Source organism: Streptomyces alkaliterrae, from assembly GCF_007097205.2.
GTDB lineage: Bacteria > Actinomycetota > Actinomycetes > Streptomycetales > Streptomycetaceae > Streptomyces > Streptomyces alkaliterrae.
This window is the reverse complement of record NZ_VJYK02000080.1, coordinates 1-20,207: the sequence shown is the minus strand read 5'-3', so window position 1 is coordinate 20,207 and position 20,207 is coordinate 1. Positions and strand designations below refer to the sequence as shown.

Annotated in this window: 16 protein-coding genes; 5 read left to right on the top strand and 11 right to left on the bottom strand. The window is 73.7% G+C overall.

The window, feature by feature from the left end:
• From FNX44_RS10255 to FNX44_RS10235, 5 genes are all read right to left on the bottom strand, one after another.
• On the bottom strand, window positions 1–1,276 hold a 1,276-nt coding region (locus FNX44_RS10255), incomplete at its 3' end, for a beta-ketoacyl [acyl carrier protein] synthase domain-containing protein (RefSeq protein WP_143647716.1).
• On the bottom strand, window positions 1,273–1,554 hold the full coding sequence (locus tag FNX44_RS10250; protein ID WP_143647715.1) for an acyl carrier protein: 282 nt from the start codon (window positions 1,552–1,554) through the stop codon (window positions 1,273–1,275). The genes FNX44_RS10250 and FNX44_RS10255, both read right to left, overlap by 4 nt.
• A gap of 45 nt (window positions 1,555–1,599) precedes the next feature.
• Complete coding sequence (locus FNX44_RS10245) at window positions 1,600–3,345, bottom strand: acyl-CoA dehydrogenase family protein (protein ID WP_143647714.1); 1,746 nt, start codon at window positions 3,343–3,345, stop codon at window positions 1,600–1,602.
• Window positions 3,342–5,180: an acyl-CoA dehydrogenase family protein gene (locus tag FNX44_RS10240; protein ID WP_143647713.1), complete on the bottom strand. Its 1,839-nt coding sequence runs from the start codon at window positions 5,178–5,180 to the stop codon at window positions 3,342–3,344. The genes FNX44_RS10245 and FNX44_RS10240 overlap by 4 nt, the downstream gene beginning before the upstream one ends.
• Complete coding sequence (locus tag FNX44_RS10235) at window positions 5,177–6,946, bottom strand: fatty acyl-AMP ligase (RefSeq protein ID WP_173019146.1); 1,770 nt, start codon at window positions 6,944–6,946, stop codon at window positions 5,177–5,179. Before FNX44_RS10235 ends, FNX44_RS10240 begins: the two co-directional genes overlap by 4 nt.
• Before the next feature lie 399 nt (window positions 6,947–7,345).
• On the opposite strand from FNX44_RS10235, the gene FNX44_RS10230 reads away from it, so the two are divergent.
• Window positions 7,346–8,161, top strand: coding sequence for an AfsR/SARP family transcriptional regulator (locus FNX44_RS10230; RefSeq protein WP_143647711.1), 816 nt, complete (start codon window positions 7,346–7,348; stop codon window positions 8,159–8,161).
• Between the two features lie 116 nt (window positions 8,162–8,277).
• Here FNX44_RS10230 and FNX44_RS10225 read toward each other — a convergent pair whose 3' ends face one another.
• From FNX44_RS10225 to FNX44_RS10205, 5 genes are all read right to left on the bottom strand, one after another.
• Window positions 8,278–9,972, bottom strand: coding sequence for a phosphopantetheine-binding protein (locus tag FNX44_RS10225; protein ID WP_323369197.1), 1,695 nt, complete (start codon window positions 9,970–9,972; stop codon window positions 8,278–8,280).
• Window positions 9,969–11,492, bottom strand: a complete 1,524-nt coding sequence (locus FNX44_RS10220; protein ID WP_323369196.1) for a class I adenylate-forming enzyme family protein — start codon at window positions 11,490–11,492, stop codon at window positions 9,969–9,971. The genes FNX44_RS10225 and FNX44_RS10220 overlap by 4 nt, the downstream gene beginning before the upstream one ends.
• Entirely contained in the window at window positions 11,480–12,520 is a 1,041-nt protein-coding gene (locus tag FNX44_RS10215; RefSeq protein WP_143647710.1) for a ketoacyl-ACP synthase III family protein, read from the bottom strand. The genes FNX44_RS10220 and FNX44_RS10215 overlap by 13 nt, the downstream gene beginning before the upstream one ends.
• 257 nt (window positions 12,521–12,777) lie before the next feature.
• Window positions 12,778–14,400 (bottom strand): MFS transporter, encoded by a 1,623-nt coding sequence (locus tag FNX44_RS10210; RefSeq protein WP_143647709.1) that lies wholly within the window; start codon window positions 14,398–14,400, stop codon window positions 12,778–12,780.
• 127 nt (window positions 14,401–14,527) lie between these two features.
• Window positions 14,528–15,238 carry a class I SAM-dependent methyltransferase gene (locus tag FNX44_RS10205; RefSeq protein ID WP_143647708.1) on the bottom strand — a complete coding sequence of 237 codons (711 nt, stop codon included), beginning with the start codon at window positions 15,236–15,238 and terminating at the stop codon, window positions 14,528–14,530.
• A gap of 131 nt (window positions 15,239–15,369) precedes the next feature.
• On the opposite strand from FNX44_RS10205, the gene FNX44_RS10200 reads away from it, so the two are divergent.
• Window positions 15,370–17,016, top strand: a complete 1,647-nt coding sequence (locus FNX44_RS10200) for a LuxR family transcriptional regulator (RefSeq protein ID WP_143647707.1) — start codon at window positions 15,370–15,372, stop codon at window positions 17,014–17,016.
• Window positions 17,017–17,206: 190 nt separating this feature from the next.
• Complete coding sequence (locus FNX44_RS10195) at window positions 17,207–18,664, top strand: FAD-binding oxidoreductase (RefSeq protein ID WP_228449791.1); 1,458 nt, start codon at window positions 17,207–17,209, stop codon at window positions 18,662–18,664.
• 48 nt (window positions 18,665–18,712) lie between these two features.
• On the opposite strand, the gene FNX44_RS28895 is transcribed toward FNX44_RS10195, so the two are convergent.
• A complete protein-coding gene (locus FNX44_RS28895) occupies window positions 18,713–18,886 on the bottom strand; it encodes a CsbD family protein (RefSeq protein WP_143647706.1) in 174 nt (57 codons plus the stop codon).
• A gap of 156 nt (window positions 18,887–19,042) precedes the next feature.
• Between FNX44_RS28895 and FNX44_RS10185 the strand changes: the two genes are divergently transcribed.
• Both FNX44_RS10185 and FNX44_RS10180 read left to right on the top strand, forming a co-directional pair.
• Window positions 19,043–19,213, top strand: coding sequence for a hydrophobic protein (locus FNX44_RS10185; protein ID WP_143647705.1), 171 nt, complete (start codon window positions 19,043–19,045; stop codon window positions 19,211–19,213).
• Window positions 19,214–19,339: 126 nt separating this feature from the next.
• The coding region (locus FNX44_RS10180; protein WP_143647704.1) for a ribokinase at window positions 19,340–20,207 on the top strand (868 nt) is incomplete at its 3' end.

The window sequence follows — 20,207 nt, the reverse complement described above, 5'->3', positions numbered from 1 at the left end:
CGCGTCGGGTGGCGGGCCGGTCGGGCGGGGAGGACAGTACGAGGTGGGCGTTGGTGCCGCCGAGGCCGAAGCTGGAGACGCCCGCCAGCACCCGCCCCCGCGGCAGTCTGGCAGCGGCTCCGGCGAGCCGGAACCCGTGGTCGGCCAGGCGCAGTTCGGCGTTCTCCGCACCGCCCGGGGTGCCGGGCAGCGTCCGTCGTTCCAGCGCGAGGGCCGTCTTGACGAGTCCGGCGATGCCGGCGGCGCCCTCCAGGTGGCCGAGGTTCCCCTTGACCGAGCCGAGGAGCGCGGGTCTGGAGCGTCCGGCGTGCACGTCGCCGAGCGCCCGCACCTCGATCATGTCGCCGAGCCGGGTGCCGGTGCCGTGCCCCTCGACGAAGTGCAGATCGCCGGCTTCGACTCCGGCCTGCCGGTAGGCGGTGCGCACCACCTCGGCCTGGGCGAAACGGTTGGGGGCGGTCAGCCCGTTGCTGCGGCCGTCGGAGCCGACCGCGCCGCCCTCGATGACCGCGTAGACCCGCTGGCCGTCGGCGAGCGCGTCGGCGAGTCGGCGCAGCACCACGACGGCGACGCCCTCGCCCCTGCCGATGCCGTCCGCGTCGGCGGCGAACGGCTTGCAGCGGCCGTCGGCGGCGGCCAGCCCGGCCTGCCGGTAGAAGATCGACAGGGCGGGGGTGAGGATGAGGTTGACGCCGCCGACCAGCGCGGTGTCGACCTCTCCGGCGCGCAGTCCCGTACAGGCGAGCTGGACGGCCACCAGCGAGGAGGAGCAGGCGGTGTCCACCGCCATGCTCGGGCCCTTCAGGTCGAGGTGGTAGGAGAGCCGGTTGGCGGCCATGCAGTAGCCGTTGCCGCTGCCCCGGTGGGTGGTCATGGCGCGGTGGTCGGCGAGGTGCAGGTTGGCCCACTCGCTGGACATGACACCGACGTGCACGCTGGCGTGGCCGCCGGCGAGCGAGGCGGGGCTGACGCCTGAGTCCTCCACGGCCCGCCAGGCGGTCTCCAGCAGCAGCCGCTGCTGCGGGTCCATGCCGGCCGCCTCGACGGGCGAGACACCGAAGAAGCGGTGGTCGAAGGCGTCGGCGTCGTCGATCAGCGAGACGGGCGTCTCGGCGCCCGCCGGCTGGTCGTGCCCGGTCCGCCACCGTGCCGGGGGCACGGGTCGGGCGGTGACCTCGCCGGTGGTCAGCAGCCGCCAGAAGGCCTCCCGGTCCCCGGCGCCGGGGAAGCGGCAGTCGATGCCGACGATCGCGACGGCCCGTTCGGGTGCGTTCACGAGGCGCCGCCGGTGAGTTCGGCGTGGAGGTGCTTGGCGAGCGCGTCGACGGTCGGGTGGTCCCAGGCGACGGTCGGCTCCACGACCAGCCCGTAGTGGTCCTCCACGTCGCCGCACAGGCTCAGCACGTACACGGAGTCCAGGCCCAGCTCGGCCAGCGGCACATCCGGGTCGACGTCGGCGGCGGGGATCTCCCGGTACTCGGCGACCCGCTCGATCAGCCAGTCGACGACCTCGTCGACGTGGGCGGGCGTGGCGGTGCTCTCGGAGGTGTTCACGGAAGGACTCCTGTGTTCTCTGGTCGGCTGTGTTCTCTGGTCGGCTCAGGCCGGCCGGCGGGCGACGGGCTCGGGGTCGATGTCGAGGCTGACGCCGGTGGCGACGCGGTGCTCCAGCTCGCCGTACAGCGCGTCGAGCGGGGCGGTGTCACGCGGCTCGGGGAGCCGTCCGGAGCGTCGGCCGATCCGTTCGAGCACGGCGCGCAGCCAGCGCGGGTCGGGTGTGCCGCCGGTCGGGCCGGTGCGGGTGGCCGTGCCGACGCAGGCGGCGGCGGCCAGCAGCCAGGCGTAGCGTTCGGTGAGCGCCAGCGCCCGGTGGTCGGCGGCCACTCCCCTGGCGGCGGGCGGCAGCGCGGCCGACTCGGCGCGCACGGCGTCGAGTTCGGCGCGCAGCCCGGTGGCGAGGGGGGCCAGTCCGGGGTGGGGGTCCGCGTCGTCCAGGGCGTGGGCGAGCACGGTCAGCAGCGGGTCCTCTCGGCTGCCGCGCAGGCGGAGCGCGGCCGGGTCGAGCGGCGGCGTCGGGGAGTCGTCGAAGAGTGCCGGGTCGGCGGGCGGTCCGGTCAGTCGCAGCCCGGGCAGTTCGGGCAGCACGGTCAGCTGGCAGCTCACGCCCCCGGCGTGGCCGATGCTGAGCCCGGCGATGTCCCGCAGGTGCTTGCCGACGAACGCGTACTCCCCCTCCCGCAGGTAGCTGCGGGCGCCGAGCAGGACGGCGAGGTCGGTCAGCGCGTCCTCCACCAGACGCGGCACGAGGTACTTGGCGGTCGCCGCGTAGCGCCCGGCCGCCGCCGGATGCAGGTGCAGTGCGCGGGCGGCGGCCCGGGCGAGCGCGCCGGCCACCTGGAGGTCGGCGAAGGCACCGGCGAGCAGCGACCGGGCGTGCGGCAGCGCGCTCACCGGCCGCCCGTACAGCACCCGTTCGGTGGCGAAGCGGTGCACGCCGAACAGCGCCGCCTCCAGCAGCGCGGTGCCCGCGCCGGCGGTGACGCACCGGCTGACCTGGAAGGAGCGCAGCGCGACGGACGAGCCCTCGCCGAGCCCGCCGAGCAGCGCGTCGGCGGGCACCGGGCAGCCGTCGAACTCGAAGCCGCCGAGGCGGCAGCCGGCCAGTCCCGAGGTGCGCAGCCGGGGCAGGCGGCGGAAGGTGTCGTCGGGCAGCGCGGTCAGGTCGGCCAGCAGGATCAGCGAGTGGTCCCGGCCGGTGGGGCGGGAGGCCCAGGGCGTGGTGCGGGCGAAGACGACGGCTCCGGCGGCCCGGTCGGTGTTGTTGATGACGCGCTTGAGCCCGTGCAGGGTGAAGCCCTGGGGGGCGGGGTCGGCGCGCAGGTGGTTGCCGGTGAGGTCGTTGCCGTGCTCCAGCTCGTGGTAGGCGACGCTCAGCCGCCGGCCGTCGAGCAGGAGCCGTGCCACACGGGCGCGTTGGGCGGTGTCACCGGCGGTCCAGACGTTCAACGCGGCCATCAGGGTGGTCAGTCCGTGGCCGAGGCCGAGGCCGGCGTCGAGCCGGAAGACCGGGCGGAGGCGGCGGACGAGCGTGTCGACGCCGGTGAGTCGGCCGCCGAGCCCGGCGGGCACGTACTCGGCGCCCAGACCCGCGCGGTCCAGGACGACCTCGCCCGCGGCGAACGGTTCGCCCCGGTCGTCGGCGGCCAGCGCGGCCTCGTAGCCGGTGGGGTTGTCCGACGCGAAGGGGTCGCCGAGGAGTTCGTCCAGCGGGGCGGGGTGCTCGGCGACGGGGAAGCCGAGCGTGGTGGCGGGGCTGTTGTCGGTGGTGGTGGTCGGGCTTGTCACAGTGCCTCCGCCCTTCGGATGTGCAGCAGTGAGGGGAACCGGTGGTCGCCGGTCTGGCGCAGCAGTTCGCCGGTCAGGACGGCGTAGGTGCGCTCCAGCGCGTGCTCCTCCTCCGCCGTCGGGCGGTGACCGGCGACGAGGCGTGTGTGCACGCGGTCGAGTGCGGCGTGCAGCCAACAGCCGTCCGCCCAGAGCGGTTCGGGTCCGAGGCCGCCCCGGCTCACGTGGGCGTGGCTGTCCAGCCAGAGGCGGACGGCGGCGGCGCCGGCGAGCGCCCAGGTCAGGCGGCGGGCGAGGTCGAAGGCGTGTGCGGGGACGTCCGGCGGGACGATGGGCTGCTCGCCGATGTCCCCGAGCAGTTCCCGCGCCCGGTCCGCCAGCAGCCGGGTCGATGCGGCGACGGGCGCCAACTCGTTCTGCTCGGTTGCCAGTTCGGCCAGGCGGTCGGCGGAGTCCGGCAGTTCGTGCAGCAGGCTCGCGCCGCGGGTGGGCATCAGCCGCAGCCGGGAGGTGTCGGCCGGCGGCAGCGGGGCGGTCAGGTCGGCGGCCTGGGCCAGCCCTGCCTCCGGCAGCCGGGGCCGCCGATGGGCGCGGCTCAGCAGCGGGAACTGGCTGACCAGGGAGTTGAGGTTGACGACGGTGTTGCCGTCGAAGAGGGAGACGATGCGGTGGTCGCGCTCGATCTTCTGGAAGACGCCGACGCCCGCTCTCACCTCCGTGCCGCGTACGTCCCGCAGCCAGGCGCGGGCGCCGAGCAGCCGCCGCAGCCGGGCCAGCAGCGACTCGGTGCCGACCGGTACGAGGTACTTCACCGCCGGTGCCAGCACGCCGAGTTCGCCGGGCAGGGTGTGGATCGCGCGAGTGGCGAGGGTGGCGAACGCCTCGTGCAGGAGGTGGTCGGCGTAGCACTCGCCGAGGGTGCGGGAGGCGGCCGGCAGGTCGAGCAGTGGTCGGCCGTAGAGGCGGCGGCCGGTGGCGAAGTGCGCGGCCTCCGCGAGGCCGTGGTCGGCGGCGCCGAGGGAGAGGGTGGCGCACAGGGTGCGGGTGAGCTGGAGGGAGCGCATCACCGTCTCCAGGCCGCTGCCCGGCGCGCCGACACGGTCGGCCTCGGGGTCGAGCAGGACGCCGTCGAGGGTGAAGCCGCTGATGTCGGCGCCCCGGATGCCGAGGGTGCGGACCTTGGGCAGCGGCCGGTAGGCGTCCCCGGCCGTGCGGCGGTCGACGAGGTAGAGGTCGAAGCCGCGCGGTCCGCCGGCCGGATCGCTGCGGGCCAGCACGGTGACGAGGCCGCCCCGGGTGGCGTTGTTGATGAGCCACTTCTCGCCGTCCAGCCGTACCCGGTCGCCGTCGGGGTACGCGGTCACCTCGCCGGCGACCAGGTCGCTGCCGTGGCCGCGTTCGGTGAGGCCCCAGGAGACCGGGACGCCGGCCGAGACCAGTTCGGCGACCCGGGCGGCCTGCTCGACACCGCCGGCGACCCACACGCTCACCGCGCCGAGGAACGTCTTGCCGTGGGCGATGGCCATGGTGAGGTCGCGGCCGGCGACGGCGCGGATCATGGCGGCGGTCGCCGGGAAGTCGCGCAGCAGCCCGCCGTGTTCGACGGGTACGTAGTGGCGGGCCAGGCCGATGCCGTCCAGCGCGTCGACGTCCGCCCGGGGGAACTCCTCGCGTTCGTCGGCGAGGTCGCGGGCGCGGGCGTCGGCCGGGTCGGCGGGGCCGAGGCGGCGTTCCAGCTCCTCGGCCGCGGCGGCCGGGGTCGCCACGGTGTCGGCGGGGGTCGCCACGGTGTCGGCGGGGGTCGCCACGGTGTCGGCGGTGTCGGCGGGGTTCATCGCGCACCCGCCGTCGTACCGGTCCGCGGGGCGGCGGTGCCGGTGTGTCGGGAGGTGTGGAAGAGCTCTCGGAGCTCGTCGGCGAGGAAGCGTTCCCGCATCGCGCCGCGCCGGATCTTGCCGCTGGTGGTGCGTTCGACCGCGCCGACCGGGACGATCACCATCGCACCCAGGTGGACGTCGTGTTCGGCGAGCAGCGCCCGCCGGGCGGCGGCCACCGGCGTCCGCGGATCGTGCTCCCGCAGCCGCCCGGGCCGTGCCTCCTGGACGGCGACCACGGCCTCGCCGCCGCCGGGGGCGACCGGCGCGGTGAAGACGGCTGTGGCGCCCTCGTGGAACAGCGGGTCGGCGGTGCGGACGGTGAGTTCGAGGTCCTGCGGGTAGAGGTTGCGGCCGTTGACGATCAGCATCTCCTTGCGGCGGCCGGTGACGTACAGCTCGCCGTCCAGCAGCGCGCCCAGGTCCCCGGTCCGCAGGAACGGCCCCTCGCCGTCGGCGAGTCGGGCGGCGAAGGTGGCCTCGGTGGCCTCCGGGTTGTCGTGGTAGCCGGCGGCGACGGAGCCGCCGCGCACCCAGATCTCGCCGACGTGGCCCTCGGGCTGTTCACGGGAGCTGTCGGGGTCGACGACGCGCAGGTCGAAGTCGGCGACCCGGCCGCTGCCGACCAGCCGGGTGGTGCGCTCGGGCTGCGCGGCGGGTACCAGCCGGTGGTCGGCCAGCGCCTCGGTCGAGACGTCGACGCCCCGGAAACCGGTCCCGACCGGGGCGCTGCTGACAAGCAGCGTCGTCTCGGCCATGCCGTAGCAGGGGGTGAGGGCGGTCGGGTCGAGTCCGGCGGGGGCGAAGCGTTCGACGAACCGTTCCAGCGTGGCGGCGTGGATCGGTTCGGAGCCGTTGAGTGCGACCCGCAGCGTGGACAGGTCGAGTTCGGCGAGCTGGCGGTCGGTGGTGCGTCGGGTGACCAGCGCGTAGCCGAAGTCCGGGGCGACGGTGACCGTGCCGCGCAGCTCGCTGACGGCCTTCAGCCAGCGGTGCGGATGGCGCAGGAAGGCCATCGGCGACATGAGGTAGGAGGTGGCGCCGCAGAAGAGCGGGCCGAGCAGCTGCCCGACCAGTCCCATGTCGTGGTAGTGCGGCAGCCAGCTCACGGACCGGGTGTGCTCGTCGACGCCCATGGCCCGGATGATCTGCGCCTCGTTGTGCGCGAGCGCGGCGTGGGTGACCAGCACGCCCTTGGGGTCGCTGGTCGACCCGGAGGTGTACTGGAGGAACGCCAGCGCCGACGGGTCGGGGGCCGGCAGCGGCACGCCGGGCCGGGCAAGTTCGGCTTCGACGTGCACGCTCACCCGGTCCGTCAGTCCGGCACGGGCCAGCCACTCGACGACCGCCGGACGAGCGTCGGGACTGGTGAGCACGTGCCGTACGCCGGCGTCCGCGACGATCCCGGTCAGGCGGGCGTCACCGCGCCCGCTGCTCTCGGGCAGCGGCGCCGGGGTGCCGACCGCGCCGGAGAGGAAGCAGCCGAGCATCGCCACCGCGAAGTCGAGCCCCGTCGGGTGGAGCAGGAGTACCCGCTCCCCGGTCAGCCCCCGCGCGACCAGGCCGCCGGCCAGCGCCCTGGCGGCCGCGTCGAGCTCGCCGTAGGTCAGTCGGGGCCCGCCGCAGCCGCCGTCGAAGTCCTCGACGAAGGCGACCGCGGGGTGGTCGGGCCGTGTCTCGACCCAGCCCTGAAACTGCTTCGCAAAGTGGTCTGCGAACTTTCTCACCGGCACACCTCCCAGGTCTGCGACGACGCTAGGAGTCGCCGCTTGGCCTTGCGGTGAAGCGATGCTTATTCGCCGCTGAAGCACCGGCCTTGGAGGTGGTTGAAGAGAACACAAACCGAACGGGACAAGATCAGGAGCGCCCGAAGTCACACGCGTCACACGACACGGGTGAACACTCTGTCAAGTTTCACTGTGAACTTGATCACATCTTTGACGATTTCCCAGAAATGCCGTGCAACTAGGTAATCTCAGTGCAGTCCCACCGACCCCGCGGCCGGATGAAGAATCGATGCAGCACGCAACGAAAGGGCGTGCCCCCCACCTCTCGACATGACCGGTCGTATCTCGGTGGTCTGTATTCAGTGGCAGTAGGCGAGCAAGACGACATGGGGGACCTACGTGCGTTTCGAAGTGCTCGGACCGCTCTCGGTGGTCGACTACCGGCACGATCAGGACAAGTCACTGCTACCCAGTGCGAGCAAGAAGCGCGTCCTCCTCGCGGCGCTGCTCTCCCGCGTGGGCGAAGTCGTTTCCACGCAGAGTCTCATCACGGAGATCTGGGCTGACCAGCCGCCACGCAAGGCCCGTGGAGCCCTCCACGTCTACATGGCGCAGCTGCGCAACCAGCTCGCCGAGAGCGCGTCCCTGGAACACCGTGCACAGATAGTCACCGAACCGCCCGGTTACCTTCTCCGACTCGGCGGTGCGGAATTCGATCAGCACGACTTCGACATTCTCATGAGGGAGGCGCGAAAGGATTTCGACGCCGGGGATTTACCTGGAGCGTCCAAGGCCGTGAGATCCGCGCTCGGTCTTTGGCGGGGACCCGCCCTCGCCGGCCTCACCGACGGTGAACTACTGAGCGTGTACGCCACCTGCCTGGACGAGGAATACGTCGCCGCACTGGAACTCCGCATCGAGTTGGACCTACTGCTTGGTAAGCACCGGGCAATCATCTCCGAACTCACCCGGCTCATCCATGAGTACCCACTCCGGGAGACGTTCTACCGTCATCTGATGCTCGCCTACTACCGATCCGAACGGCAGGCGGACGCTCTGAACTGCTTTCTCCAGCTCCGGGAGCGGTTGCGCAACGACCTCGGTGTCGAACCGTGCCGCCCGGTGCAGCGGCTGCACCAGGCCGTGCTCAGCGCCGACCCGGCCCTGGACCACCAGTTCACCCGCCCCGAGTACCTGGCCCGCGTCCCCTCCTGACCGGCCCCGACGGCCGCGCCCGGTGATCCGGGCGCGGCCGTCGCGTGTGAGCGGAGAGCGGTGACGTCAGGCCGGTTCAGCCGTCGGACTGGTACAGCCGTCAGGTGGTGCGGACGTCAGGCTGTGCGGACGCTCTCCACCACCGACCACAGGCTTCCGGCGGTCGCGAACGACTCCGGGCCGAGGTCGTCGTCCGGGATCGCCACCGCGTACGCCTCCTCCAGTCGCACCAGCAGTTCCACCAGGGCCAGCGAGTCGAGTCCGGCCGCGCGCAGACTCGTGTCGGGGCCGACGTCCTCGCCGAGTCTGGGGAGGACCGAGCGCAGCACGGTCACGTAGTCGGCGTTCCACGGGCCGCCCTCGGCGTCCCGCACCGGTACGGCCGTCATCGTGCGTTCCTGCATCGCGCTCTCCTCGCTCACGTGGTTCTCCCGCGGTTCCGGGTGCTCGGTCGGGTCCGTCGTCCGCGCCGGGACCGGTTCGCGGACGAGGGTCAGCCGGGTCGCCGAGACGACGCGCGGGCTCTCCGCGCTGCCCGGTCCGTCGACGACGACCTCGGCGGCGGCCGGTCGGCTGAGGAAGCCGAGCAGGCTGGCGGTCGCGCCGTAGGCGCCGACGTTGGGGATGGCGAGCCGCTGTCCGACCGCCAGGTCCGGCAGGTCCACCGCGCCCCGGCCCAGCGTGTCGGCGGGTGTGCACAGCGGCCCGACCAGCCGGGTCCTGGCGGGCGGCGTCGCGGCCGCGTCGGTCCCGAGCTCGACGGGCGCGTCGTCCGGCGCGTCGCCCTGCGCATCGTGCGTCGCCTCGTCCGTCGGTTCGGTCGGCACCGCGAGCGGGACCGCCGACAGCGGCAGCAGCCGGCCGATGCCGGAGAGGCCGCCCAGGTGGTTGATGCCGGTGTCCAGCACGGCGAAGCGGGTGTCTCGGCTGTCCTTGACGTCGCTGACCGTGCAGAGCAGCGTGCCGCTGTCCCCGACCAGGTGGCGCCCGCTCTCGAACAGCACCTCGACTCCGCCGTCCGCCCAGCGCGGGAAGTGCCGGTCCAGCTCCGCCGCAAGCGCCTTCCGCAGTCCCGGGTAGCGGGGGCGGTCGCCGGTCTGCGCGAAGGGCGCGCCGAAGCCGCCGCCGAGGTCCAACACCGTTATGTCAAGCGCCAGTTGCTCGGCGAGTGCGGCGGCGGTACGGATGCTCGCCGTCATCTCCGCGACCAGGCTCGCCTCGTCGGCGGCGTTGGTCAGCGGGAAGAAGTGGAAGCCGACGAGCCGCGCGCCCTTGAGGTCGGCGTCGCGCAGCTCCTCGCCGCGCTCGGCGAGCACCACCGCGTCCGTGCCGAACTGCGAGGCGTCGCCGGTCATCCGCATGCCCGCGCTGCCGGGCGCCTCGGCGCCGTTGACCCGCAGTACGCAGTCGACCTCCTGGCCGCTCTCCCTGGCGACCCGCGCCACCCGGCGCAGGTCCACCAGCGACTCGGTGGAGAAGGTGCGCACTCCGGCGGCGATCGCCGTCCGCAGCTCCTCCGCGGTCTTGCCGGGACCGGTGTAGAAGCAGGTGGCCGGGTCGGCGCCGGCGGCCAGCGCGGTGCGCAGCTCGCCGGTGGAGGAGAGTTCGGCGCGGCAACCGCCGGCCAGCAGCTCCCGTACCAGGTCGACATGGGGGTTGGCCTTGAGTGAGTACAGGACGTGGGCGCCCTGGGGCAGGCTGGACCGCAGGTCGGCCAGCGCGGCCCGCACCCGGCGCAGGTCGTAGACGTAGAGCGGGCTGCCGTAGGTCGCCAACAGGCGGGCGGCGTCGGTGGGTTCAGGGATGGTCACGTCGCACTCCCGGTCGTCGGCCGCGGCATCTCGCGCAGCCGCTTCTTGTCGGTCTTGCCGTTGCCGGTCAGCGGCAGCTCGGGCAGGCGGTGGCAGTCGGCCGGCACCTTCGCCGGCTCCAGCAGCCCGGCCATCTCGTCCAGCACCTCGTGCGGGTCGCGGTCACCGGTGAAGAACAGCGTCAGGTCCCGGTCGTCCTCCGGCGGCAGCACCGCCACCGCGCGCACGCCCGGTACCCGGGCCGCCGCCGCCTCCACCTCGATCAGCGACGCCCGCACACCGCGCCGCTTGAACTGGTCGTCCCGTCGGCCGTGGAAGTACAGGTGCCCGTCCGCGTCGAGGGTGCCGTAGTCGCCGGTGCGCAGCCGGCGCCCGCCGCCGTACGGGTCCTCGTCGTAGCGCTGGGCGGTCAGCTCCGGCGCGCCCCGGTAGCCGGCCATCACGTGCGGGCCGGTCACGGTGATCTCGCCGACGACGCCCGCCGGTACCTCACGGCCCGCCTCGTCGACGATCCGCACGACCGTGCCGTCCAGCGCGGTCCCGGAGGACCCGGGCCGGGTCAGGTCGACGTCCGGTTCGGCGATCGTCACCCGCTTGCACTCGGTGATGCCGTACATCAGCACCACCGAGCAGCCCGGGAAGGCGTCCCGCAACCCCTGCATGTCCGACGCCGTCAGCGCGGCACCGGTGTTGGTGAACATCCGTACGTGGTCGACCGGTTCGCCGCGCCGGGCGAGGCGGGCCAGCATGCGGGCGGTGGACGGCACGATCGGCAGCACGGTCGCCCGGGTGCGTCGCACCAGCTTCAGCATGCCGACCGGGTCCTCCGCGTCCGCCAGCACCAGCTCGGCGCCCGCGAGCACCGACAGCAGCAGCTGGTACAGCCCGTAGTCGAAGGAGAACGGCGAACCGACCAGGACGACGTCCGAAGACCGGTACCCCAGCCGCCTGTTGATCGCGCGGGCGGCGAAGTCGACGGCGGAGTGCGGGCAGACGACGCCCTTGGGCGCCGAGGTGCTGCCGGAGGTGTAGACGAGCAGCGCGGTGGCGGTCGGGTCAGCCGGTGCGTCGGGGGCCTCGGATGCCCCCGGGGTCACCGCGTCCTCCAGGGTCGTCACCGGGCACGGCACCTCGGGAAGCTCGGGCAGCTCCTTCGCCGGGGCGAGCAGCACGGCCGGCTCCGCGTCCGCCAGCACCGAGACCAGCCCGGTCGGCGGCAGCTGCGGGCTCAGCGGCACCAGCGCCGCGCCCGCCCGCAGCGTGCCGAACAGCGCGGCCGCCACCTCGCAGCGGTTCCGCGACCGGAGCGCGACCCGGTCTCCCGGTCGGACCCCGGACCGCCTCAGCGCGTCCCGTACGGCGTTCGCGGCGGCGTCCAGCTCGGCGTAGTTCCAGTCGCGTTCGGCGTCCCGTACGGCGGGCGCCGTGGGTGTGCGGCGGACCGCGTCGGCCAGCATCGCCGCCACGTGACCGCCGGACGGCACCGCCTGCCCGACCGGCTCCCGCGTCACCGGGGCCACGTCCGCTCGGTCGGCTCGGGCAGCGGCCCCAGCACCTCCACCACGGCGCTCGTGCAGGTCAGCCCCGCGCCGCCGCCGACGATCAGCACCCGGTCGCCGGCCCCGACGACCTTCTCCGCCATCAGGTGCCGCAGCCCGGCGAACTGGTCGCCGGCGCCCAGGTGTCCGTGCGTCCTGGCGAACGGCCAGGTCGTCTGCTCCTCCTCCACGCCGACGAGCTGGCTCAGCTGCCAGTCCAGCTTGGCGCGGCCGGCCGCCGGGATCACCACGCCGCCCAGATCGGCCAGTTCGGTCTTCGCCTCCGCCAGCGCGGTCATCACCGAGGTCTGCACCGCCTCGGCCAGCCGGACCGTCGAGGCGCGCATCCCGCCGTGGTTCGCGAAGTGGTGCTCGATGCGGCTGGTGATGTCCAGCGGGCCCGGCTGGTAGCTGTCGTGGAAGCGCTCACCGCGCAGTACCTGCTCGAGGCCGTTGTCCGACACCGTCGCGGTCGACAGCAGCCGGGCGAAGCCGCCCTCGGTCGACAGCACCATCGCGGTGCCGCCGTCGCCGTACGGCAGTCCCTTCTCGGTGCGCCAGCGGTCCACGCCCGGCAGGCAGAACCGGTCGCCGGTCGTCAGCAGCGCCGCGCCGCCCTTCTCGAACACCAGCCGCGAGGCCGCCAGGTCCATGCCGCCCACGGCCGCGTTGCACTGCTGCTGGAGGTCGAACGCCATCACGGACTCGCCGACCGAGAACCGCGCCACGTAGGAGGCCGCCGGCCACATGTCCACGCCCTGGTACCAGAGGCTGGAGTGGAACACCATGCGGATGTCGGCGGTGTTCACGGACGAGTGCGTGAGCGCGTCCCGGGCGGCCAGCACCGCCATCTCGGGGGCCGCCTTCTCCGGCTCGACCAGTACCGACGTGATGCCGTTCGCCTCGCACTCCTCGGCGTCGTACTCCCCCGCCGCGACCGCGTCCGCGGCGGCGACCGGCGGTGGCAGATAGACACCGAGGCCGGCGATGTAGATGTCGTCCCACTGCATGTCGTGCTCCTTCGCGTGTACGCACGGCGCCGAACTCTTCGTCCGCGCCCTCAGGTTGGGTGAGCCGTCTGATGCCGGGCTTAGGCCGTCCTTTGCGGCTCCTTCCGTTCGGCTGGACCGTGCGGTCCCTCGTGTTGACGCGCGTAGCCACGGCGGGCGGGGCGGTTCCGCTTGACGCGCGTAGCGACGTGCCGTGCCTCGGTGTGTCGCCGGACGGCCGCGGTGCGGCGCCCGATCGAGGTGGAGGCGGCGGCCCGCTACCGACCCCGCTCGTCCGCCGTCAGCGCCGGGGACCGGTCGGGCGCCGGCTCACCCGCGACATGCGGCGGCCCGAACGTGTCCTCCGGCTCGGCCGGCGCCTGCCCCGGCGCCGGCTCGCGGCCGCCCGCCAGCAGCCGGAAGGCGACCGCCGCGCCCAGCGCCGTCACCACCGCTGCGACGGTCAGCGCGGCCCGCGCCGCGTCGTCGAAAGCCGCGTCCGCGCGGTCCACCAGCGCCGCGCCCGCCCGCGCCGGCAGCTCCTCGGCCACCGCACGCGCCTGCTGCAGCGTGCCGGGACCGTCCAACGCCTGGACGAACACCCGGTTCAGCACCGCGCCGACGGCCGCGATGCCCAGCGCGAACCCGGTCTCCTGCATCGTGTCGTTCAGGGCCGACCCCGAGCTGGCCCGGTCGTCGCTCAACGTGGACACCAGCAGATCCGTGGCTACCGGCGTGGCCGCCCCGAAACCGACGCCCACCGCGACCAGCGCCGGTGCGATCACCTGGTAGCTCCCGCCCCACCAGCCGACCACCGCGATGCCCGCCGCGACCAGCAGCAGCCCGCCCGTCACCGTCGTCCGCGGCCCCAACCGCCGCGCCACCAGCGGCGAACACGCCGACGCGGCGAACGCCGTGAGCGCGATCGGCCCCACGGCCAGGCCCGCCGCCAACGGGCTCATGCCCAACTGCACCTGAAGCCGCTGCGTGAGGACGAACAGCGTGCCCGCCAGGCCGAAGAACAGCAGCATGTTCCCCAGCGCCGCGCCGCGGAACCGCTCCCGCCGCAGCAGCGCCAACTCCACCAGTGGGAACGGCGTCCGCCGCAGCCGCCGCACGAACGCGACACCCGCCGCGAGCGTCACCGCCGCGCCCACCCCGGTGCGGACGTGCAGACCGCCGTGCTGACCGGCCTCGATGACCGTGAACACCAGCGCGCCGACCGCCACCACGGACAGCATCGCCCCCAGCGCGTCCGTCGGCCGCCGCTGCGGGTCGGCGGACTCCCGGACGAGGAACACCCCGGCCAGCACAACCGCCGCCGCCGGGGGCACGTTCAGCCAGAAGACGCCGGACCAGCCAGCCGTCGTCACCACCAGCCCGCCCAGCACCGGGCCGAGCGCCACCCCGAGCACCGCGATACCCGTCCACAGCGCGATCGCCCGGGCCCGCTCCCGGCGCGGGAAGGCGTGCAGCAGGATCGCCAGCGTCCCCGGCATCACAAACGCCGCCGCCGCGCCCAAGACCGCCCGCACCAGCACCACATGCCACGCCTCGGTGGCCAGCACCGCGAGCGCCGACGCCACGCCGAACACCGCGAGCCCGCCCAGCGTCATCCGCTTGCGGCCCCAGCGGTCGGACCAGGCGCCCGCCACGATCAGCAGCCCGGCGAAGACGATCGAGTAGCTGTCCACGATCCACTGCACGGTCGGCAGATCCGCGTCCAGATCCCGCATCAGCTCGGGGATCGCCACGTTGAGGGAGGAGTTGTTGAGGACGACGACACACAGCGCGAAGCCCATCAGCAGCAGCACCAGCCACCGCTCGCGCCCCGGCTCCGGTGCTCCGTCGTCGGGCGGCGGCCCGTCGTCCGGCGGGGTCTCGGCGCGGGGCGTCGTCACAGGGCGTCTCCTCGTCGACGGTTCAACCGAACCGATGACGCCACGCCCCCCTTAAGCCGCCCTTATCCCCTTCCGATCCCGCCGCGTCCGCCCTGGTCACCGCAGGGCCTCACAGCCGGCGGCTTCCTCAGCGCAGGGTGGCGGCGACCAGGCGGCAGCGCGGCGCGCCGTCCGGGCGGCGGCCCAGCGCCTCCAGCGGGTACAGCTCCACGTCGAAGCCCGCCGCGCCCAACTCGGCCCGCACGTCGGCGAGTCGGAAGGTGCGGTAGTACATGACGAACGGCGGGCGCCACACGGCGTTCCGCGCCCGCATCGCCGCGTCGAACCCCACCTGGAACCACCACCCCGAGCCGCCCGGCCGCGGCGGCGCGGCGATCGGGAACAGGAAACGCCCGCCCGGCCGCAGCACCCGCGCCACCTCCGCGAAGATCCCCGGCCGCTCCTCGGGCCGGAAATGCCCGAACGCCCCGAAACTGGCGACCACGTCGAACACCCGCCCGCCGAACGGCAGCGTCCCGGCCTCGCCCCGCACCCACAGCGCGTCCTCGTACCGGCGGGCCACCGCCAGCATCCCGGCGCTGATGTCCACGCCGGCCACCCCGTCACGGCACAGCCTCCGCAGCACCCGCACCCCGGCCCCCGTACCACAGCACAGGTCGAGGCCGCGCCCGAACGGGCCCAGCCCCTCCGCCGCGTCGGCGACCGCGTCCAGCACCACGTCGGGCGTGCGGAACGGCGTGTGGTCGAACTTCGGCGCCAGCAGGTCGTAGCCGCGCTCCACGGACGAGAGCGCCTGCACGGCCAACTCCCGCAACGTCGGCCCCTCAGCAGAGAACATCCATCGAGCATACGGGCGCCGGAGGGCCCGCGGGCGGGGCGAGCCGAGACACCCGCGCACGGAGACCGGGAATCCCCGGAACACCGCCTACGATGATCGACTACCCGGACACCTTGCCGGCGGGAGCGGTCATGGCCACTGGTGACGCACGGACGCGGGGCCGCGCGGCGTACGAACGGCTGGCCTGGCGGGACGCGTACGAGGAGTTGTCGGCCGCCGACCGGCGGACCCCGCTCGACGCCGACGACCTGGACCGGCTGGCACGCGCCGCGTACCTGATCGGGAACCTCGAGGCGGCAACCGCGGCGTGGGAGCGGGCCCACCACCTCCTCCTGGAGCAGGACGCGCCCGCGCAGGCCGTGCGGTGCGCGTTCTGGCTCGGACTCACACTCGTCCTCCACGGCGAGCACGCACGCGGCGGCGGCTGGCTGGCCCGGGCCCGGCACATCCTCGACGACGCGGCGCTGGACTGCGTCGAACAGGGCTACCTGGGCCTGCCCGTGGCCCTGCGGTCGCTGGACACCGGCGACGCGGCCGCCGCGTACCGGCACTTCCTGCGGATCACCGAGATCGCCGACCGGTTCGACGACGCGGACCTGCGGGCCCTGGGCAGGCTCGGGCAGGGGCAGTCACTGGTCGCGCGGGGGCGCGCGGCGCAGGGCGTGACGATGCTGGACGAGGCGATGGTGTCGGTGACCACCGGCGAGGTGTCACCGGTCAGCTCCGGGATCGTCTACTGCGCCGTGATCCTCGCCTGCCGCGGGATCTTCGACCTCCGCCGGGTGCAGGAGTGGACCGCCGCCCTGAGCCGTTGGTGCGCCGGCCAGCAGGACCTGGTGCCCTACCGCGGCCAGTGCCTGGTGCACCGCTCGGAAATCCTCCAGCTGCGCGGCGAGTGGGGCGACGCCATGGCGGAGGCCCAGCGGGCGTGTGAGCACCTGGCCGAGGCTCCCGGCGATCCGGCACTGGGCACGGCGCTGTACCAGAGCGGCGAACTCCGTCGGCTGCGCGGCGACTTCGCCCACGCCGAGCGCTGCTACCGCGAGGCCGTCGGCCGCGGGCACTCGGCGCAACCGGGTCTCGCCCTGCTGCGACTGGCACAGGGCAGAGCGGACGACGCGCTTGCCGCCGTCCGCCGGACGCTCGCGGAGGCCGAGGCGGCGGAGGACCGGCCGAGGCTGCTGGCCGGCAGCGTGGAGGTCGAGCTCGCCGTCGGAGACACGGAGCGCGCCCGGCACGCCGTCGACGAGCTGGAGGCGATCGCCGCCGGTTTCGACTCGCCCTACCTGCGGGCGGTGGCCGCGTACGGGCGGGGCTGCCTGCTGCTGGCCGGCGGTGAGCCCGAGGCCGCGTGCACGGCCCTGCACCGGGCCCGGAACGCCTGGCAGGAGAGCGAGGCGCCCTACGAGGTGGCGCGGGTACGGGTGCGGCTGGCGCGCGCCTACCGCACGATCGGCGACCACGACACGGCCCGATGGGAGCTGGAGGCGGCCGACGCCGCTTTCGAGCGGCTGGGCGCGGAGCCGGACCGCAAGGAGGTACGCGCGCTCCTGGGCCCGTCGGCCCGCAGCCGCGTCCCCCGCCCGGCCGGTCTGACCCCGCGGGAGATCGAGGTGCTGCGCCTCGTCGCCACCGGGGCGACCAACCGGGAGATCGCGAACCGCCTGGTGATCAGCGAGCGGACGGTCGCCCGGCACGTGAGCAACATCTTCGGCAAGCTCGGGGTCTCCTCCCGGGCCGCCGCCACCGCCTACGCCTACGAGCACGACCTCGTCTAGGTCCTGTCCTACGGGGCGGAGCGGCCGTCTGCGCACAAATACCCATGCCGTGCGTGTCGGCGGATCTGGTGGGCGTGACCGATGCGGACGACGCCGTCGGCGGCGGACTCTGGAGACCTCGTAGGCACTCGCTCGCCGAGGAGGTCGTGATGAGGAAGAAGCCACGGACACCCGAGGAGGAGGGATCGTCATGACCGGCCGCATGCTCGAACTCACCGGCCTGGACGGCGGACGCGTCGGCATGACCTCCGCCCGTGTCGAACAACTCGGCACAGCCCTCGCCGGGCCGCTGCTCGCGGCCGGCGACGAGGGCTGGGACGACGCCGTGCTGCTCTGGAACGCCATGATCACCGCCCGGCCCACCCTCGTCGTCCAGCCGGAGTCGGCGAGGGACGTGGCGACGGCCGTCCGGTTCGCCGCGGCCCACGGGCTGCTGCTCAGCGTCAAGGGCGGCGGCCACAACATCGCCGGCACGGCGCTCGCCGACGGCGGACTCACCCTCGACGTGTGCCGGATGCGCGACGTCGTCGTCGACCCCGCGGCCCGGCTCGCACACGTCGGCCCGGGATGTCTGCTGCGGGACGTCGACCGCGCCACCCAGCGGTACGGGCTGGCGACCGTCCTCGGATTCGTGTCCGACACGGGCGTGGCCGGTCTGACGCTCGGCGGTGGATTCGGCTACCTCACACGCCGGTTCGGCTGGGCGGCCGACAACCTGGAGGAGGTCGAGATCGTCACGGCGGACGGCGTGATCAGGACCGCGAGCCGCACCGACAACCCGGACCTGTTCTGGGCGCTCCGCGGCGGAGGCGGCAACTTCGGCATCGTCACCCGCTTCGTCTTCCGACTGCACGACGTCGGACCTGTCGTCACCGGCGGGCTCGCCGCGTGGAGCGCGGAAGGAGCGGACGACGTGCTCAACACCTACCGGGAACTCACCGCGACGGCCCCCCGCGAGCTGACCGCCGTCGCCCTCCTCCGACTCGCCCCGCCGGCGCCGTTCGTGCCCGAACAGTGGCGCCTCAAGCCGATCGTCGGGATGCTCGTGTGCCACAGCGGCACCACCGCCGAGGCGGACCTCGCGCCGCTGCGCGCGCTCGGCGAGCCGATCTTCGGCCACATCGGACCCAAGCCGTACGTCGCCCAGCAGTCGATGCTCGACGACATGGAACCCAAGGGGCTGAACCAGTACTGGAAGACGGAGTTCCTGCCCGGTCTGCCGGCTGAGTACCTGCCCACGTTCCGGGACGCCGCGCTCGACGTCGCCTCCCCGCTGTCGTTCTCCGTTGTCTTCCACCTCGCCGGGGCACTGAACGAGGAGCAGGACGGTGGCGCGGTCGGCAACCGGGAGGCCCGCTTCATCAGCGGCTTCTCGGGAGTGTGGCCGCCGGGGGCCGACGGCGACGGCATCGTGGCAGCCGTCCGCCGGAGTTGGGAGTGCATCCGGCCGTTCTCGACCGGCGGCAACTACGTCAACTTCCAACTGGCCGAGGACAGTGCCGACCGAACCGCCGCCGCCTACCGGGACGGCTACCGGCGCCTCCGGCAGATCAAGAAACAGTACGACCCCGACAACCTGTTCCGGGTGAACCGCAACATCAGCCCACGCGAAAACCCGAACGGCGACGTTCCCGCTACGGCACGGTAAACATCGCCGTTTATGCGTCCACCAGGTTCGACACCGCTCGCGAGAGGGTCAGTCCCGGAACGCGTCCTTCGCCTTTTCCTTGGCCTGGCGGAGGTCCCCCCTGGCCTTCTCGGTGCGGCCCTCAGCCGTCCGGCGCTCGTTGCCGACAGCACGGCCCACCTGCTCCTTCGCAGCCCCCTTGAGCTGCTCCGCCTTGGCCTTGACCTTCTTGTTGTCCGCCACGGAAATCACAATCCCTTGGTCGACTACAGGCGACTGCCGGTTCTTCTGACCGATCCCCACGCGACCAAACCCCCGGAGTCCGTGAACCCCTTTCCACCGACCCACGTGAATGAGCTCGGCGCGGCGGGGTACGCGAAAGTACAGGAGGTGAGGGACATGCCCGCTCTTCTTCTTGTCCTGCTACTCGCGATCATTCTTTTCGGTTTCGGTTTTGCCGTTGAGGCGTTGTGGTGGATCGCGATCGCCGTGCTGGTCGTCTGGCTGCTCGGCTTCGTCTTCCGCTCGGCGGGAGCCGGCGGCCGGCGGGGTACCTGGTACCGCTGGTAGCGCGACGACACGTGGAGCGACAGTGGGGCCGGACCACAGCGTCCGGCCCCACCGCCGTGCCCCGCCGGTCCCCGTTCGGGCTGTGGGAGGGTCGGACGCGTGGACGCGCGGGAAGGAGCCGGGGCTGTGTGGGATCTGCTGGTGGTCGGGTCGGCCAACGCCGATCTGGTGGTCGGAGTCGAGCGGCGACCGGCCGCCGGGGAAACAGTGCTGGGCTCGGACCTGGCCGTGCACCCAGGCGGCAAGGGCGCGAACCAGGCCGTCGCCGCCGCCCGGCTCGGCGCCCGGACCGCCCTCCTGGCGCGGGTGGGTGACGACGCCTACGGACGCCTGCTGCTGGACGCCCAGCGCGCGGCCGGCGTGGACGTCTCGGGCGTACGGACCGGCGGCGCGCCCACCGGCGTCGCGCTGATCACGGTCGACGACTCCGGGGACAACAGCATCGTCGTCTCCCCCGGCGCCAACGCGCGGCTCTCCCCGGCGGACGTCGCCGCCGCCGAGCCGCTGCTGGCCGCCGCCAGTGTGGTGTCCGCACAGCTGGAGATCCCGCTGGAGAGCGTCGCGGAGGTGGTACGGCGACTGCCGCCCGGCGGCCGGTTCGTCCTGAACGCCTCCCCACCGGCGGCGCTGCCACCCCGGGTGCTGGCGGCGTGCGATCCGTTGGTGGTCAACGAGCACGAGGCGCGGGCCGTCCTCGCGGGCGCCGGAAACCCGGTACCCGCGTCGGTGGAGCACCAGGCGCGGGCGCTCCTCGCGCTCGGCCCCCGCTCGGTGGTGATCACCCTCGGCGGCCGTGGCGCACTCGTCGCGGAGGCCGGCGGGGAGAGCGCCCGGGTACCAGCCGTGCCGGTACACGCGGTCGACACCACGGGCGCGGGTGACGCCTTCACCGCCGCCCTGGCCTGGCGCCTGAGCACCGGCGAACCACTACGGGCAGCCGCCGCCCTCGCCTGCCGCGTCGGCGCCCTCACCGTCACCCGCCCCGGCGCCCAAC

Excerpts from the sequence above, each read along its gene's own strand:
- FNX44_RS10240 (WP_143647713.1), bottom strand. The coding sequence starts at position 5,180 with ATGAACCCCGCCGACACCGCCGACACCGTGGCGACCCCCGCCGACACC.
- FNX44_RS10215 (WP_143647710.1), bottom strand. The coding sequence starts at position 12,520 with ATGCAGTGGGACGACATCTACATCGCCGGCCTCGGTGTCTATCTGCCA.
- FNX44_RS10205 (WP_143647708.1), bottom strand. The coding sequence starts at position 15,238 with ATGTTCTCTGCTGAGGGGCCGACGTTGCGGGAGTTGGCCGTGCAGGCG.
- FNX44_RS10200 (WP_143647707.1), top strand. The coding sequence starts at position 15,370 with ATGGCCACTGGTGACGCACGGACGCGGGGCCGCGCGGCGTACGAACGG.
- FNX44_RS10185 (WP_143647705.1), top strand. The coding sequence starts at position 19,043 with ATGCCCGCTCTTCTTCTTGTCCTGCTACTCGCGATCATTCTTTTCGGT.
- FNX44_RS10195 (WP_228449791.1), top strand. The coding sequence starts at position 17,207 with ATGACCGGCCGCATGCTCGAACTCACCGGCCTGGACGGCGGACGCGTC.